This is a genomic window from Streptomyces sp. 63XJN7_1_ISO-PGPR-S23-121 (assembly GCF_056173025.1).
The window spans coordinates 6,104,158-6,118,708 of the sequence record NZ_CM149653.1 but is presented as its reverse complement, the minus strand read 5'-3'; the positions used below and the strand labels follow the sequence as shown (position 1 = coordinate 6,118,708).

Below are 14,551 nucleotides of genomic sequence, written 5' to 3'. Positions count from 1 at the left end.
CCTCAGACCACCGCGCCCCGCCCCGGGTCGTCGTCGTCCTCGTCGCCCGTCCGCATCCGCATGACCAGCGTGGCGAAGCCGCCGAGGAAGCCGCCCAGGCTCAGGGTCGTCAGCCACCAGGTCATGTCCCAGCCGAGCACCACCGCCAGCAGGAGCAGCACCGGGCCGCCCAGCACGCCCAGCCAGGCGAACTTCGCCGTGGTGTCGCCCTCGGGCAGCGGCGGCGGCTCGGGCGGCACGAAGTGGCCCTCGTCGTCCTCGCCCGGATCACCGTCGGAGGGCTCGGCGAGACTGTGGTCACGCGGCCCGACACCCGGGGCGAAGGCGACGGAGCTGCCCAGCGGACGCGCCGAGGCCGGCCGCTCCGGCTCGGGGCCGTCGTCGTTCGTCTCCGGCTCCAGCAGGGCCAGGTCCTCCACCGACTTGAACGGCTTGGCCCCCGCCGGGTCCGGCGGCTCCTCCCCGTACCCGGCGACGATCGCCGCCCAGGCCGCGTCCTCGTCGAAGGGCGCGGCCCGCTCCTCCGGCGCGCGCTCCTCCTCGGGCCCCCGGCCTTCGGGCCGCTCCCGCCCGGCCTCCCGCTCCAGCTCCCCGTCCACGTCCCGCTCCTCACGCTCCACGTCCCGCTCCTCCCGGTCCTCGCGGTCGGAGTCGTGCTCAGCCACCTGCGGTCGTCCCTTCCCCACCGGCACCGGACTCCGGCTCCCTGACGGAACCGGGCGCCAGCCGGCCGATGAACGCGATGCTCTCCGCGAAGATCCGGTCCGCGTCGTGGTCCAACGTCGCCACGTGGTAACTCTGTTCCAGCAGGACCTCCGTGACGTCCGTCGAGGACACCCGGCCGAGGATGCGCGCCGAGTCCGCCGGCGGCACCACATGGTCCTGCGGGCTGCGCAGCAGCAGCAGCGGCTGCGTGACCTGCGGCAGATCGCCGTCGGCGAGACGGAAGAAGGTGCGCAGCGAGTGGGCCGCGTGCAGCGGCACCCGGTCGTACCCCAGCTCGGTGCTGAGCGGCTTGGCGATGTCGCTGGCGATGCCCTTGGCCGCCGGGACCAGATGGCGCAGCACCGGAAGGGCGTGCTGGGCCACGCCGTGCATCCGGTTCGCCGGGTTGACGACCACCACGCCCGACACCGCGTCGCCGTGCTTCGCGGCGAGCCGCAGCGCCAGGGCCCCGCCCATCGACAGGCCGGCCACGAACACGCGCGCGCAGCGCTCCCGCAGGGCGCGCAGCTCGCGGTCCACCTCCGCGTACCAGTCCTGCCAGCCGGTGACCTGCATGTCCTCCCAGCGGGTGCCGTGCCCGGGCAGCAGGGGCAGCGCGACGGTCAGACCGCGCTCCGCGAGATACCGCGCCCACGGGCGCAGCGACTGCGGGGAACCGGTGAAACCGTGGCAGAGGAGGACGCCGGCCTCCCCGCCCTCGTGGCGGAACGGCTCGGCTCCGGGCAGGACCGGCACGTCTCGGTCTCCTGTCGTCAGGGGGCCGGCACAGCCGGACCGTCGGGTGCGATGGACACGTGTGCGGTACTCGCGGGTACTTCACCGTACGCGACCGCACTGACACCGACCAGGGCCGTCGGGGCCATTGACGGTGCCCCGGGATAGGGTCTGACCCACAGACACAGGAGGCACTCGGTTGTTGTACGGCGCGATGAAGGTCACCGTCGGGGGTTCGCTGAAGCTCGCCTTCCGGCCCTGGGTGGAAGGCCTGGAGCACATCCCGGCCGAGGGCCCCGCCATTCTGGCGAGCAACCACCTGTCGTTCTCCGACTCGTTCTTCCTGCCGGCCGTCCTCGACCGCAAGGTGACCTTCATCGCCAAGGCCGAGTACTTCAACACGCCCGGGGTCAAGGGCCGGCTGACCGCCGCGTTCTTCAAGGGCGTCGGCCAGCTCCCCGTGGACCGCTCCGGCGCGCGCGGCGCGGGCGAGGCCGCCATCAGGAGCGGCATAGAGGTCCTGGAGCGCGGCGAGCTGTTCGGCATCTACCCCGAGGGCACGCGGTCCCCGGACGGCAGGCTGTACCGCGGCAAGCCCGGCGGCCTCGCGCGCGTGGCGCTCGCCACCGGCGCCCCGGTCATCCCGGTCGCCATGATCGACACCGAGAAGATCCAGCCGCCCGGCAAGGTGGTGCCGAAGCTGATGCGCCCCGGCATCCGCATCGGCAGGCCCCTGGACTTCACCCGCTACCAGGGCATGGAGCACGACCGCTTCGTGCTCCGCGCGGTGACCGACGAGGTCATGTACGAGATCATGAAGCTCTCCGGCCAGGAGTACGTCGACATGTACGCGACCGCCATGAAGCGGCAGCTCGCGGACGCGGCGAAGGCCGAGAAGGAGGCGGGCAAGGCGGCGAAGGCCGCGCTCGCGCAGGCGGAGAAGGAACAGACGGCGAAGGAGAAGGCGGCCGAGCGGGACGGCGGCGCCGAGCGGAGCACCGAGCCCTAGCCGGGCCGGGGCCGGGGCCGGGGGCGGGGGGACATGGCCAGGCGCGAGAGAGTCATGAGGATGTCGGTCGAGCAGCCGCTGTGGCGCGCGCTCGCCGGCTACCGGGTGCTCACCATGCTGTACGCGATCGGCTTCTTCACCACCGCCTGGTCCGGCTTCACCCGCCCCTGGCTCGCCGTCGGCTACTACGCCGTCCTCTTCGTCTGGACGCTGGCGACCCTGCCCAGGGTCTCGGGCGCGGCCGGCTGCACCAGGGGCTTCCTCGCCGCCGACCTCACGATCGCCCTCACCGGCATCCTGCTCACCCCCTTCGCCGACGCGCCCGAACGGGTCATGGACGGCGGGCCGACCCTGCCGTCCATATGGACCGCCGGTTCCGTCTTGGCCTTCGCCATCAAGGGCGGCTGGCGCTGGGCGGCCATGGCCTCCACCCCGGTCGCCGTGGCCAACCTCGTCGAACGCGGCACCCCGGCCCGCGACACCGTCCACAACGTGATCCTCGTCTGGGTCGCCTCCATCGCCATCGGCTACGTCGTCGAGGTCGCCCGCGCCTCCGAGCGCACCCTCGCCCGCGCCCTGGAGATCGAGGCGGCGACCAGGGAGCGGGAGCGGCTCGCCCGGGACATCCACGACAGCGTCCTCCAGGTCCTCGCCATGGTGCAGCGGCGCGGCGCCGTCATCGGCGGCGAGGCGGCCGAGCTGGGCCGGATGGCCGGCGAGCAGGAGGTCGCGCTGCGCACCCTGGTCTCCGGCGGCCTGGTCCCCGTCTCCCGGGTGTCGGAGGACACCGCCGAGGGCGCCGTCGTACGGGCGGTGGAGGAACCGGACGAGGACGCCCCGGACGGTCCCGTCGACCTGCGCGCACTGCTGGCCCCGTACGCCGGGGCGCGCGTGAACCTCGCCGAGCCCGGCGCCCCGGTGCCCCTGGCCCCGGCCGCCGCGCGGGAGCTCGCGGCCGCGGTGGGCGCCGCCCTGGACAACGTCCGCAGGCACGTCGGCGAGGACGCGCGCGCGTGGATCCTCGTCGAGGACGAGCCGGACGAGGTGATCGTCACCGTCCGCGACGAGGGCCCCGGCATCCCCGAGGGACGGCTCGCCGAGGCCGAGGGCGAGGGGCGGCTGGGCGTCGCCCTGTCCATCCGGGGACGGCTGCGCGACCTCGGCGGCACGGCCGAACTGATCTCGGTGCCCGGACAGGGCACCGAGGTGGAGCTCAGGGCGCCGAAGGCGCCGGGCACATCCATGGACACCGGCGGCAGCGCACGGGGGAAGGCGGACCGATGACCGAGCGACAGGATCCGATCAAGGTCATGGTGGTCGACGACCACCCGATGTGGCGCGACGCCGTGGCCCGGGATCTCGCCGAGTCCGGCTTCGAGGTGGTCGCCACCGCCGGCGACGGCGAACAGGCCGTGCGCCGCGCCCGGGCGGCCGCGCCCGACGTGCTCGTGCTCGACCTCAACCTGCCCGGCAAGCCCGGGGTCCAGGTGTGCAAGGAGGTCGTCGGCGCCGACCCGAAGCTGCGCGTCCTGGTGCTGTCCGCGAGCGGGGAGCACGCCGACGTCCTGGAGGCGGTGAAGTCCGGCGCGACCGGATACCTGCTGAAATCGGCCTCCACCGGGGAACTGCAGGACGCGGTGCGCCGCACGGCCGTCGGCGACCCGGTCTTCACCCCGGGCCTGGCCGGGCTGGTCCTCGGCGAGTACCGCCGCCTCGCCTCCGAACCGGCCCCCGCCCCGGACACCGGCGAGCCCGGGGCGCCCCGGCTCACCGACCGCGAGACCGAGGTGCTGCGCCTGGTCGCCAAGGGCCTGAGCTACAAGCAGATCGCCGAACGCCTCGTCATCTCCCACCGCACCGTGCAGAACCACGTCCAGAACACCCTCGGCAAGCTCCAGCTGCACAACCGGGTGGAGCTGGTGCGGTACGCGATAGAGCGGGGCCTGGACGACGCGTGACCGGATCGGGACGGTGACCGGACGCCCACAGGCGGCACTTTCCCGGCCTGTCGGCGGCCGCGGACGGGGCGCCGTATATTCGGCCCGGAGCCCAGCGGAACGGGAGCGGTCATGGAGATCCTGGCCTTCGGCGTCCAGGCCGACGAGAAGCCCCTGATCGAGGAGGCGTTCCTCGGCCACGACGGCGTCCACTGCGTGGACGTCTTCCTCACCGAGGACACCGCCCCCATCGCGGCGGGCCACGCGATCGTCTCCACGTCCGTCAACGCCGACCTCGGTGCACGCGTCCTGGAGATCCTCGCGGCCGGCGGCACCCGGATGGTCGCCCAGCGCTCCACCGGCTTCAACAACGTCGACCTCGACACGGCCGAGCGGCTCGGCATGACCGTCGCCCGCGTCTCCTACTACTCGCCCCACTCGGTCGCCGAGTTCGCCTGGACGCTCGCCATGGCCGTCAACCGCCGCATCGTGCGGGCTTCCACCCGCACCCGCGACTTCGACTTCCGCCTGCACGGCCTGATGGGCCGCGACCTGCACGGCCGCACCGCCGGCGTCCTCGGCACCGGCAAGATCGGCGAGGCGTTCGCCCGCATCGCCCACGGCTTCGGCATGCGGCTGCTCGGCTGGGACGTCGCCGAGAACCCGGCCTGCCTGGAGCTGGGCATGCGCTACGTCGCCAAGGACGAGCTGCTCGCCGAGTCCGACCTGGTCAGCCTGCACGTCCCGCTGATGGCCGAGACCCAGCACCTGATCGACGCGGACGCCCTGAAGGCGATGAAGGACGACGCCATCCTGGTCAACTCCAGCCGGGGCGGCCTGATCGACACCGCGGCCCTGGTCGGCGAACTGCGCGCCGGCCGCTTCACCGGGGTGGGCCTCGACGTGTACGAGGCGGAGGCGGGCCTGTTCTTCCTCGACAAGTCCCTGGAGGCCATCGCCGACGACACGCTGGCCCGCCTCGTCACCTTCCCGAACGTCCTGGTCACCTCGCACCAGGCCTACTACACCGAGGACGCCGTCCGGCAGATCGTCGACGCCACGGTGCGCAACGTCCTCGACTACCGGGCCGGCCGCCGCTCGGAGAACGTGCTCGTGCCGCGCACCTGACCGGTCAGCTCCCGCACGATCGCCGCGCCGTTCAGCGTCAGCACCGACTCCGGGTGGAACTGCACGCCGGCGAAGCCCGGTCCGCGCAGCGCGTGCACCTCGTGCGCGGCACTCCGGCTCACTTCCACGCCGCGCGCGGCCAGCCCGGCGGCCGCCCGGTCGTCGCAGCGGGCCACGAAGCTGTTGTAGAAGCCGACGGTCTCCCGCCGCCCGAACAGGTCGATCCCGGTCTGCGCCCCCTGGAACGGCACCTCCTTGCGGACGATGCCCAGACCCAGCTCGGCCGCGACCAGCTCGTGCCCCAGGCAGACCCCGAGGACACCGTGCCGGCCGTCCCGGAGCACGTCCGCGGTCAGCGCGCGCAGGAAGCGCATCTTCGGATCGGCGGAGTCGCACGGGTCACCGGGACCGGGCCCCAGCACCACCGGGCCCTCGTGCCCGAGCACCGCCTCGCGCAGCCCCGGCTCGTCGTACCGCCGGACGGTGACGCCGAGCCCGGCCGAGCGCAGCACGTGCGCGAGCATCGCGGTGAACGTGTCCTCCGCGTCGACGACCAGGGCCTGCCCGGTGAGCACGTCCGACGGTTCCCGCATCCGCAGCCAGAACGGCGCCAGCGAGGCCCGGCGCCCGTCCAGGGCCGCCCGCACCTGCGGATCGTCGGCCAGCCCCGGCCGCCCGGCCTCCGCACGCGGCCGGGCGGGACGCACCCCCAGCGCCGCCAGCACCCCGGCCGCCTTGGCGTGCGTCTCCGCGACCTCGCCCGCAGGGTCCGATCCCCGCACCAGCGTGGCGCCGACCGGCACCCGCAGCCGCCCTTCGGCGTCGATGTCCGCCGTACGGATGAGGATGGGCGAGTCGAGGCTCTGCGCACCGCCCGCGTCCCGGCCGAGCAGCGCCAGCGCACCCGCGTAGTAGCCCCGCCCCCCGGCCTCGTGCCGCTCGATGACCCGGCAGGCGTTCTGCACCGGCGAGCCTGTGACCGTCGCCGCGAACATCGTCTCCCGCAGCACCTCCCGCACGTCCAGCGAGGAACGGCCGCGCAACTCGTACTCGGTGTGCGCGAGGTGGGCCATCTCCTTCAGCCGGGGTCCGACGACGACGCCGCCCATGTCGCCGACGGTGCACATCATCTTGAGCTCCTCGTCGACCACCATCGACAGTTCCTCGATCTCCTTGCCGTCGGCGAGGAAGCGCAGCAGGTGCTCGGGGGACGGTCCCTCGGCGGGATAGCGGTACGTGCCGCTGATCGGGTTCATGACGACCGTGCCCCCGGACATCCGCACGTGCACCTCGGGGCTGGCCCCCACCAGCGTCCGGTACCCGGTGTGCACCACGAAGGTCCAGTACGCGCCCCGCTCGCCCTCCAGCAGCCGCCGGAACAGGGCGAGCGCGTCGGCGCGCCCGAAGCCGGGGACGCGCCCCCCGTACGTCCGCCGGATCACGAAGTTGGCGCCCTCGCCCCGCCCGATCTCCTCGTCCAGCACCCGTGCGACGATCCGCGCGTACTCCTCGTCGTCCACGTCGAAGCCGCCGTCCTCGACCCGCACGTCGTGCGCGGGCAGCTGCTCCAAGGCCTGGTCGAGCGGGATGCCGTACCGCTCCTCGGGGGTCAGCACCAGCAGCGGTGTGCCGTCGTCGCGGACGTCGAAGCCGCGCTCGCGGATCTGCCGGAACGGCACCAGCGCCAGCCCCTCGTCGGGCAGCGCGGCGAGCCGGTCGTGCTCCGTCACCGGGCCGAGCAGCAGTTCCACGGTGTCGTGCGGGTGGCCCGGGGTGCGGCGGCGGAGCAGGGCGAACGGGCGGTCGCCGGCGGCCAGGGCGCGCAGGTCGAACTGTGACATGGGTCCGTGTCCTTCTCGTTCTCTCGGTGAGAGGAACGGCCCGGACGCGAAAACACCGAAGGCCGCCTCTCGGGCGGCCTTCGCGAAGTCTTGCGTACGCGCAGTCAGTGGGCCGCCGGAGGAGCGGTCCACCACCAGTTCTGGGTCGAGTGCGCGAACATACGGCGCAGCGTACCCCACCGCGGCCCGTCCACAGGGCGTGCACCGTGTCTCACTCCCTGGGCATGCGCCGGGAGCGGTCATCCGACCCCGTAGTGTTGAGGCCGTGACCGTGAACGCTAAGACCAGCCCGAGCGCTGGCAACACCTGGCGAGACCTGCCCGCGGCGCAGCAGCCCGAGTACCCCGACACCGAGGCTCTGCGCGCAGTGATCGCGGACCTCGAGTCGTATCCGCCGCTCGTCTTCGCGGGCGAGTGCGACCAGCTGCGTGCCCGGATGGCGGCCGTCGCCAAGGGAGAGGCGTTCCTCCTCCAGGGCGGCGACTGCGCCGAGGCCTTCGACGCGGTGTCCGCGGACCACATCCGCAACAAGCTCAAGACCCTGCTCCAGATGGGCGCCGTGCTCACGTACGCCGCCTCGGTGCCCGTGGTGAAGGTCGGCCGGATCGCCGGCCAGTACTCCAAGCCGCGCTCCAAGCCGACCGAGACCCGCGACGGCGTCACGCTGCCGACCTACCGCGGCGACTCCGTCAACGGCTTCGACTTCACCGAAGAGGCCCGGATCCCGGACCCCGAGCGGCTCAAGCGCATGTACCACGCGTCGGCGTCCACGCTGAACCTGGTGCGCGCCTTCACCACGGGCGGCTACGCCGACCTGCGCCAGGTGCACGCCTGGAACCAGGACTTCGTGAAGTCGTCCCCGTCCGGCCAGCGCTACGAGCAGCTCGCCCGGGAGATCGACAGCGCCCTGAACTTCATGCGGGCCTGCGGCACGGACCCGGAGGAGTTCAAGACCGTCGAGTTCTACTCGTCGCACGAGGCGCTGCTGCTCGACTACGAGTCGGCGCTCACCCGCGTCGACTCCCGCACCGGGCAGCTCTACGACGTCTCCGGGCACATGGTGTGGATCGGTGAGCGCACGCGTCAGCTGGACCACGCGCACATCGAGTTCGCCTCGCGGATCCGCAACCCGATCGGCATCAAGCTCGGCCCGACGACGACGGCCGAGGAGGCGCTGCAGTACATCGAGCGTCTCGACCCGGACCGTGAGCCCGGCCGGCTGACCTTCATCGTCCGGATGGGCGCGGACAAGATCCGCGACAAGCTCCCCGAGCTGGTCGAGAAGGTCACCGCGTCCGGTGCCACCGTCGCCTGGATCACCGACCCGATGCACGGCAACACCTACGAGGCGGCCTCCGGCCACAAGACCCGCCGCTTCGACGACGTGCTCGACGAGGTCAAGGGCTTCTTCGAGGTCCACAAGTCGCTCGGCACGCACCCGGGCGGCATCCACGTGGAGCTCACCGGCGACGACGTCACCGAGTGCGTGGGCGGTGGCGACGAGATCTTCGTCGACGACCTGCACCAGCGCTACGAGACGGCCTGCGACCCGCGCCTGAACCGCAGCCAGTCGCTCGACCTGGCGTTCCTGGTGGCGGAGATGTACCGGGACCAGTGACGGTCCGCCCCTGACCCGGGCGGCGGGCACACGGAATGGGGCGCGGGTCACATACGATCCGCGCCCCCTCCGCTTTTGCCGCTCCCGCGTGGTGGGTAAGGTTAGGTTTGCCTCACCGACCAGTCGGGTCTCCGGTCGTCGGTACGGCACGACCCAGTACCCCGCTCGGGAGGTGAACCGCGTGTTCGTCTGCAGCTGCTTCGGTGTCACCGAGGAACAGGTGAAGGGCCACGCGGAAGCCGGCGCCTGCACGCCCCGGCAGATCGCGTCCGCCTGCAAGGCCGGCACCGACTGCGGCGGCTGCGTGCGGCGCATCCAGGCGCTGCTCGGCCGCGGCGCCTGCCCCCGCCGGCAGCTCGCCGACCAGGGGGAACCGGTCCTCTCGGAGATTCCGGAAGCCGCCTAGACCAGCTTCGGTCCCGACGGGTCGGGCTGGGACTGCTCGATGACCGTCGACAGGTAGAGCGACTCGCCCAGTTTGTCGATCAGCTCCAGCTGGGTGTCGAGGTAGTCGATGTGGTGCTCCTCGTCGGCGAGGATCGCCTCGAAGACGTTGGCCGACGTGATGTCGTTCCTGGCCCGCATCACCTCGACGCCACGGCGCAGCCGGTCGATGGCCTCGACCTCGATCTCCCGGTCGGCCTGGAACATCTCCGTCACGCTCTGGCCGACCCGCACGTGGAACAGGCGCTGGTAGTTGGGCAGGCCGTCGAGGAGCAGGATGCGGTCGGTGAGGAGCTCGGCGTGCCGCATCTCGTCGAAGGACTCGGCGCGCGTGTACTCCGCGAGCTTGGTCCAGCCCTTGTGGTCCTGCAGCTTCGAGTGCAGGAAGTACTGGTTGATCGCGGTGAGCTCGGCGGTCAGCTGCTCGTTGAGGAACTCGAGGACCTCGGGGTCGCCCTGCATCGCGTAAGGCTCCTTCCACGCGGGAACTGGCGGGTTGCGCCGCATGATTGCACCGGCATCGAAGATCGTCCAGTAAGTCTTGACTTAGTAAGTACGTACAGATTTAGAAAGAAATGCCCCTTTTGATCGCGTGTACCCGCATGTAAGGGGGCCGTGTCCGGGGCATCGGTCCGGGTCTGTCAGGATGGAGGCATGGGTCAGCCGGTGGAACACGGGTCGGGAGAGGGCGGTTCGGGGAAGACGCCGCAGGTCGAGCTTCCGCCGGGACAGCGGCTCCAGCGCGGCTGGCCGGTCACCCACTACGGTCCGGTCCCCAAGTTCCGGCCCGAGCGGTGGGAGTTCCGGGTCTTCGGCGCCACCGCCGGCGGCGACAAGCACTGCTGGACCCACGAGGAGTTCACCGCCCTGCCGTACACCACGGTCGTGGCCGACCTGCACTGCGTGACGAAGTTCAGCATGCTCGGCTCCGAGTGGGGCGGTGTCCCGGCCCGCACGATCCTCGAGATCGCCCCGCCCGCGCCCGCCGTCACCCATGTGATGGTGTGGGCGGAGTACGGATTCAGCTCCAACCTCCGGCTGTCCGACTTCGCCGCCGAGCGGACCCTGTTCGCCACCCACAAGGACGGCGAGCTGCTGACCGCCGAGCACGGCTTCCCGCTCCGCCTGGTCGTCCCCCACCTGTACGCCTGGAAGGGCCCGAAGTGGGTCCGCGGCATCGAGTACATGACCGCCGACCGCCGCGGCTTCTGGGAGGAGCGCGGCTACCACAACATCGGCGACCCGTGGCGGGAGCAGCGCTACTCCTACCAGGAGGAGCCCGGGGACGGCCCCGGGCTCTGACCCGGCCGCCGGATCAGCCGTCGCGCAGCTTCTTCAGCCGCTCCACGTCCGCGGCGTGCCCCTCCTTGCCGCCCGGCGTCTCGATGACCAGCGGCACGCCCTCGGTCGCCGGGTGCGTCATCAGCGCCCGGAACGGGTCCTCGCCGATGTGTCCGGCGCCGATGTTCTCGTGGCGGTCCTTGTGCGCGCCCGCCACGTCCTTGGAGTCGTTGGCGTGGATCAGCTTCAGCCGCCCCTCGCCGACGGTGTCCACCAGCAGGTCCAGCGTCCGGTGCATGCCGGCCGGGCCGGTCAGGTCGTGCCCGGCGGCGAAGATGTGGCAGGTGTCCAGGCAGACGCCCAGCTTCGGATGGGCGTCCAGCGCCTCGAAGTACGGCCCGAAGTCCCAGGTCCGCGAGCACAGGGAGGCGCCCTGTCCGGCGGTCGACTCCAGCAGCAGGTACGGGTCGTCGTCGTGGGTCAGCTCCTCCAGCAGCGGCAGCATGAACTCCCGCACCTGCTTCAGGGCCACGGAACGGTCCCGTCCGCCGGTCGCGCTGCCGGTGTGCACGACCACCCCGAGCGCCCCGATCTGGCGCCCGCGCCGCAGCGAGTGCCGCAGCGACTCCACCGACCGCTCCACCGTCGCCTCGGTGTGCGACCCGAAGTTGATCAGGTACGGCGCGTGCACGTACGCCGGGATCGACTCGGTGGCGCAGGCCTCCCGGAACGCCTCGTCCTGCTTCGGGTTGCCGGCCGGGATGGCCCAGCCGCGCGGGTTGGCGACGAAGACCTGCACGGCCTCCGCCCGCAGGTCACGGGCGTAGGACAGGCCGACGGAGTGCAGGCCGCCGGCCACGGGCACGTGACCGCCGACGGGGTTGCGCGGGAGGGCGGACTGTTGACTGTTCACCCATTCAGGGTGTCATGCCCGGTCAGGGGTCCGGGCCGTGAGAGCCGTCACCTGATGGTGATCTTGATGGTGGAGCCCTTGGGTGCCGTGTCCCCGCCGTCGACGGACTGGTCCTTCACGGTGTCGCCGAACAGCCCGAGCAGCCCGCGGTCCTCCTTCACCCCGAACCCGGCGTCCTCCAGCTTCCGCTTCGCGTCGTCCACGCTGTCGCCCACCACGTCCGGCACCTCGATCATCTCGGGGCCCTTGGACACGGTCAGCGTCACCGTGTCGCCCTCGGCGGCCCGGCTGCCGGCGTCCGGTGTCTGCCGGGCGACCTGCCCCTTGTCGTACTCGGAGGTGACCTGCTCGGTGGCGACCTTCACCTTCAGGCCGGCGTCCGTCAGCTCGGCCCTCGCGTCCGCCAGGTCCTCGCCGGTCACGTCCGGCACGTCGATCGGGCGGCCCTTGCTGACCTCGAGGGCGACCGCCGAGCCCGCGCGCACCTCGGTGCCCGTCCCCGGGTCCGTGGAGATCACGAAGCCCCTGGGGACGTCCTCGCTGAACTCCCGGGTCACCATGCCCGGTTCCAGCCCCTCGTCCTCGAGCAGGGTCCGCGCCCGGTCCAGCTTGTAGCCCTGCACGTCCGGCAGCTTCACGGTGTCGGGACCGTCGGAGATCGTGAACGACACCGAGTCGTTCCGGCGGATCCGGGTGCCGACCCCGGGGTCGGTGCTGATGACGGTGCCCCGCTCGACCGTGTCGCTGTAGGCGTGCCGGACCGCGCCGACGTCCAGCCCGGCCTCCTCCAGCCGGTCCTCGGCCTGTGCCTGGGTCTTCGACAGCAGCGGCGGGACCTTGGTGAACTGGCCGGAGTTGATGTACCAGACGCCCGTGCCGACGCCGAGGACGAGCAGCACGGCGACGACGAGGGCCACCGGCCCGCGCTTCAGCCGTGGGCGGCGGCTCCGGGGCGGCAGCGGCGGCTCCGCCGACAGCCGGCTGGTGCGGTGCACCCCGTCGGCGCCGGGGACGCCGGCCGGGCCGGCGGGCGGGCCGGCGTCCTCGTTCACCGGCAGCGGCCGGGGCAGTGTCAGGGCGCGCGGGATCACACTCGTGCGGTCCTCGGCGTTGTCGTGGTCCGCGGCGAGGGCCTGCGGGGGCATCGCGTCCAGCTGCGCGGCGGTCAGCGCCGCACGCGCCTCACGGGCCCGTGCCAGCAGCGCCACGGCGTCGTGCGGGCGGACCTCCGGGGTGCGCGCGGTCGCCGAGGCGACCAGGTCGTCCAGCGGATACGCCATCCCCGGGACGGCGGCCGACGGCGGCGGCACGTCCTCGTGGAGGTGCTTGTAGAGGATCTGGGCGGGGGAGTCCCCCTCGTGCGGCTTGCCGCCGGTCAGCATCTCGTACAGGACGACACCGCACGCGTACACGTCGACCCGCGGATCTGCGGTGCCGTGCTCGATCTGCTCGGGCGCCAGGTAGGAGACCGTGCCCAGCACCGACCCGGTGGTGCTGGTGACCGTGTCCACGGCCCGCACCAGCCCGAAGTCGGCGACCTTGACCCGGCCGTCGTCCCCGATCAGCACGTTCTCCGGCTTCATGTCCCGGTGCACGAACCCGGCCCGGTGCGCGGCGCCCAGCGCGGCCAGCACCGGCTCCAGGATGTCCAGCGCGGCCCGCGGCTGGAGCGCCCCGCGCTCGCGCAGCACGTCGCGCAGGGTGCAGCCGGCGATGTACTCCATGGCCAGATAGACGTACGCCCCCTCGGCCCCCTGGTCGAAGACCTGGACGACGTTGGGATGGTCGAGCCGCGCCACCGACTTGGCCTCGCGGATGAACCGCTCCACGAAGGTGACGTCGGTGGCGAGCGTCGGATGCATCACCTTCAGCGCGAGCACGCGGTCCAGGCGGGTGTCCACGGCCCGGTAGACCGTGGCCATCCCGCCGACCGCGATCCGCGCCTCGACGCGGTACCGGCCGTCGAGCACCTGCCCGACGAGAGGGTCCTGAAGGGTCGTGTCCACGCAGGCGAGTGTACGAGCCGCCGCGGACACCCGGCGGCCACGTCCGGATCCGCGGCGGTACTGGAGCGGACCTGTGACGCTTCCCACCCCACGCCCCGGCCGGCCGGCCGCGGGGGGTCGCCCCCGCACGGGCTCACCGGAAAGCGGGCCGCTCCGGATCCAGCACCGCCAGGCCTTCCGCGGGAGACGACGCCTCCGCGAAGTGCCGGCGCGGAATCCGCCCGGCCCGCCGGGCCAGCCTCCCCGCCTCCACCGCGGAGCGCATCGCGGCGGCCATCAGCACCGGCTCCTGCGCCCGCGTCACCGCCGAGGCCAGCATCACCCCCGCACAGCCCAGCTCCATCGCCAGTGCCACGTCCGACGCCGTACCGGCCCCCGCGTCCAGGATCACCGGCACGCGCGCGTGCTCCACGATCAGCTGGAAGTTGTGCGGGTTGCGGATACCGAGCCCGGATCCGATCGGCGACCCGAGCGGCATGATCGCCGCGCACCCGACGTCCTCCAGCTTCCGGGCGAGGACCGGGTCGTCGTTCGTGTAAGGCAGCACCGTGAAGCCGTCGTCCACCAGCGTCTCCGCCGCGTCCAGCAGCTCGATCGGGTCCGGCAGCAGGGTGCGCTCGTCGGCGACGACCTCCAGCTTCACGAGGTCCGTGCCCAGCGCCTCGCGCGCGAGTCGCGCGGTGAGGACCGCCTCCCCGGCGGTGAAGCAGCCGGCCGTGTTCGGCAGCACCCGGATGCCGAGCTTCTCCAGCACCGACAGCACCGACCCGTGCACGGACGGGTCCACCCGGCGCATCGCGACGGTCGTCAGCTCCGTCCCGGACGCCACCAGCGCGCGCTCGAGCACGTCCGGGCTGGGAGCACCGCCGGTGCCCATGATCAGGCGGGACGTGTAGGCCGTACCGCCGAGCACGAAGGGATCGTCGGCCATGGG

At 72.4% G+C, this 14,551-nt stretch carries 15 protein-coding genes; 7 read left to right on the top strand and 8 right to left on the bottom strand.

Going from position 1 to position 14,551, the window contains the following annotated elements; genetic code table 11:
* Nucleotides 1–2 precede the first annotated feature (2 nt).
* Nucleotides 3–665 carry a hypothetical protein gene (locus AC0VYN_RS27350; RefSeq protein WP_475533097.1) on the bottom strand — a complete coding sequence of 221 codons (663 nt, stop codon included), beginning with the start codon at nt 663–665 and terminating at the stop codon, nt 3–5.
* Nucleotides 658–1,461: an alpha/beta hydrolase gene (locus AC0VYN_RS27345; RefSeq protein WP_475533096.1), complete on the bottom strand. Its 804-nt coding sequence runs from the start codon at nt 1,459–1,461 to the stop codon at nt 658–660. Before AC0VYN_RS27345 ends, AC0VYN_RS27350 begins: the two co-directional genes overlap by 8 nt.
* A gap of 193 nt (nt 1,462–1,654) precedes the next feature.
* Between AC0VYN_RS27345 and AC0VYN_RS27340 the strand changes: the two genes are divergently transcribed.
* The 4 genes from AC0VYN_RS27340 (at nt 1,655) to AC0VYN_RS27325 (ending at nt 5,514) form a co-directional block, all read left to right on the top strand.
* Entirely contained in the window at nt 1,655–2,449 is a 795-nt protein-coding gene (locus AC0VYN_RS27340) for a lysophospholipid acyltransferase family protein (protein WP_475537002.1), read from the top strand.
* A 33-nt stretch (nt 2,450–2,482) separates the two neighbouring features.
* Entirely contained in the window at nt 2,483–3,733 is a 1,251-nt protein-coding gene (gene macS, locus AC0VYN_RS27335; protein WP_385460769.1) for a MacS family sensor histidine kinase, read from the top strand.
* Nucleotides 3,730–4,407: a response regulator gene (locus tag AC0VYN_RS27330; protein WP_475533095.1), complete on the top strand. Its 678-nt coding sequence runs from the start codon at nt 3,730–3,732 to the stop codon at nt 4,405–4,407. Before macS ends, AC0VYN_RS27330 begins: the two co-directional genes overlap by 4 nt.
* 111 nt (nt 4,408–4,518) lie before the next feature.
* A complete protein-coding gene (locus AC0VYN_RS27325; protein ID WP_475533094.1) occupies nt 4,519–5,514 on the top strand; it encodes a 2-hydroxyacid dehydrogenase in 996 nt (331 codons plus the stop codon).
* On the opposite strand, the gene AC0VYN_RS27320 is transcribed toward AC0VYN_RS27325, so the two are convergent.
* Both AC0VYN_RS27320 and AC0VYN_RS27315 read right to left on the bottom strand, forming a co-directional pair.
* Entirely contained in the window at nt 5,466–7,355 is a 1,890-nt protein-coding gene (locus AC0VYN_RS27320) for an anthranilate synthase family protein (protein WP_475533093.1), read from the bottom strand. The genes AC0VYN_RS27325 and AC0VYN_RS27320 overlap by 49 nt on opposite strands.
* Nucleotides 7,356–7,459: 104 nt before the next feature.
* Complete coding sequence (locus AC0VYN_RS27315) at nt 7,460–7,516, bottom strand: trp operon leader peptide (protein WP_225634270.1); 57 nt, start codon at nt 7,514–7,516, stop codon at nt 7,460–7,462.
* A 104-nt stretch (nt 7,517–7,620) separates the two neighbouring features.
* Between AC0VYN_RS27315 and AC0VYN_RS27310 the strand changes: the two genes are divergently transcribed.
* A complete protein-coding gene (locus tag AC0VYN_RS27310; RefSeq protein WP_385460781.1) occupies nt 7,621–8,973 on the top strand; it encodes a class II 3-deoxy-7-phosphoheptulonate synthase in 1,353 nt (450 codons plus the stop codon).
* A 172-nt stretch (nt 8,974–9,145) separates the two neighbouring features.
* Entirely contained in the window at nt 9,146–9,379 is a 234-nt protein-coding gene (locus AC0VYN_RS27305; RefSeq protein ID WP_385460784.1) for a (2Fe-2S)-binding protein, read from the top strand.
* On the opposite strand, the gene bfr is transcribed toward AC0VYN_RS27305, so the two are convergent.
* The gene (bfr, locus tag AC0VYN_RS27300) at nt 9,376–9,879 is read right to left on the bottom strand and encodes a bacterioferritin (RefSeq protein WP_475533092.1); all 504 of its coding nucleotides are present in this window, start codon (nt 9,877–9,879) and stop codon (nt 9,376–9,378) included. The genes AC0VYN_RS27305 and bfr overlap by 4 nt on opposite strands.
* A gap of 192 nt (nt 9,880–10,071) precedes the next feature.
* Between bfr and AC0VYN_RS27295 the strand changes: the two genes are divergently transcribed.
* Nucleotides 10,072–10,719 carry a sulfite oxidase-like oxidoreductase gene (locus tag AC0VYN_RS27295; protein WP_386925019.1) on the top strand — a complete coding sequence of 216 codons (648 nt, stop codon included), beginning with the start codon at nt 10,072–10,074 and terminating at the stop codon, nt 10,717–10,719.
* 13 nt (nt 10,720–10,732) lie between these two features.
* Here AC0VYN_RS27295 and AC0VYN_RS27290 read toward each other — a convergent pair whose 3' ends face one another.
* The 3 genes from AC0VYN_RS27290 to AC0VYN_RS27280 form a co-directional block, all read right to left on the bottom strand.
* Entirely contained in the window at nt 10,733–11,611 is an 879-nt protein-coding gene (locus tag AC0VYN_RS27290; protein WP_475533091.1) for a deoxyribonuclease IV, read from the bottom strand.
* A gap of 47 nt (nt 11,612–11,658) precedes the next feature.
* Nucleotides 11,659–13,617, bottom strand: coding sequence for a Stk1 family PASTA domain-containing Ser/Thr kinase (gene pknB, locus AC0VYN_RS27285; RefSeq protein ID WP_475533090.1), 1,959 nt, complete (start codon nt 13,615–13,617; stop codon nt 11,659–11,661).
* Between the two features lie 133 nt (nt 13,618–13,750).
* Nucleotides 13,751–14,548 carry a thiazole synthase gene (locus tag AC0VYN_RS27280; RefSeq protein WP_386925015.1) on the bottom strand — a complete coding sequence of 266 codons (798 nt, stop codon included), beginning with the start codon at nt 14,546–14,548 and terminating at the stop codon, nt 13,751–13,753.
* Nucleotides 14,549–14,551 lie beyond the last annotated feature (3 nt).

Excerpts from the sequence above, each read along its gene's own strand:
- AC0VYN_RS27340 (WP_475537002.1), top strand. The coding sequence starts at position 1,655 with ATGAAGGTCACCGTCGGGGGTTCGCTGAAGCTCGCCTTCCGGCCCTGG.
- macS (WP_385460769.1), top strand. The coding sequence starts at position 2,483 with ATGGCCAGGCGCGAGAGAGTCATGAGGATGTCGGTCGAGCAGCCGCTG.
- AC0VYN_RS27330 (WP_475533095.1), top strand. The coding sequence starts at position 3,730 with ATGACCGAGCGACAGGATCCGATCAAGGTCATGGTGGTCGACGACCAC.
- AC0VYN_RS27325 (WP_475533094.1), top strand. The coding sequence starts at position 4,519 with ATGGAGATCCTGGCCTTCGGCGTCCAGGCCGACGAGAAGCCCCTGATC.
- AC0VYN_RS27320 (WP_475533093.1), bottom strand. The coding sequence starts at position 7,355 with ATGTCACAGTTCGACCTGCGCGCCCTGGCCGCCGGCGACCGCCCGTTC.
- bfr (WP_475533092.1), bottom strand. The coding sequence starts at position 9,879 with ATGCAGGGCGACCCCGAGGTCCTCGAGTTCCTCAACGAGCAGCTGACC.
- AC0VYN_RS27295 (WP_386925019.1), top strand. The coding sequence starts at position 10,072 with ATGGGTCAGCCGGTGGAACACGGGTCGGGAGAGGGCGGTTCGGGGAAG.
- AC0VYN_RS27280 (WP_386925015.1), bottom strand. The coding sequence starts at position 14,548 with ATGGCCGACGATCCCTTCGTGCTCGGCGGTACGGCCTACACGTCCCGC.